We start from the raw sequence: 272 nt of genomic DNA, 5'->3' as shown, positions 1-272 counted from the left end.
ATTTATAACAGTCTTCTTTTTATTTGAACTGTTAGTACGCTTCATTGCTGATGATGATAAGAAAAACTTTTTTAAAAAAGGTTGGAATATTTTCGATTCATTAGTAGTAGCAATTAGCTTAATCCCTGTTGACGATAGTGAAATGGCACTTTTAGCTCGATTAGTTAGGGTATTTCGAGTGCTTCGTATGGTATCGGTGGTGCCTGAATTAAGGGTATTGATTAATTCGTTAATTAAGGCATTACCACAACTTGGCTACGTGGTTCTTTTGA

The 272-nt window shown here is 34.2% G+C and carries 1 protein-coding gene; it reads left to right on the top strand.

The genetic code is table 11. The features are described from left to right. On the top strand, nucleotides 1–272 hold a 272-nt coding region (locus AAEY68_RS21080), incomplete at both ends, for an ion transporter (protein ID WP_350586830.1).

Origin of the sequence: Pseudoalteromonas sp. RB2-MNA-CIBAN-0110, from assembly GCF_040309305.1 — a bacterium.
In the GTDB taxonomy this organism is placed as follows: Bacteria; Pseudomonadota; Gammaproteobacteria; order Enterobacterales; family Alteromonadaceae; genus Pseudoalteromonas; species Pseudoalteromonas arctica.
Note: the sequence above shows the minus strand (reverse complement) of the source record. Positions and strands in the feature narration are given on the sequence as shown.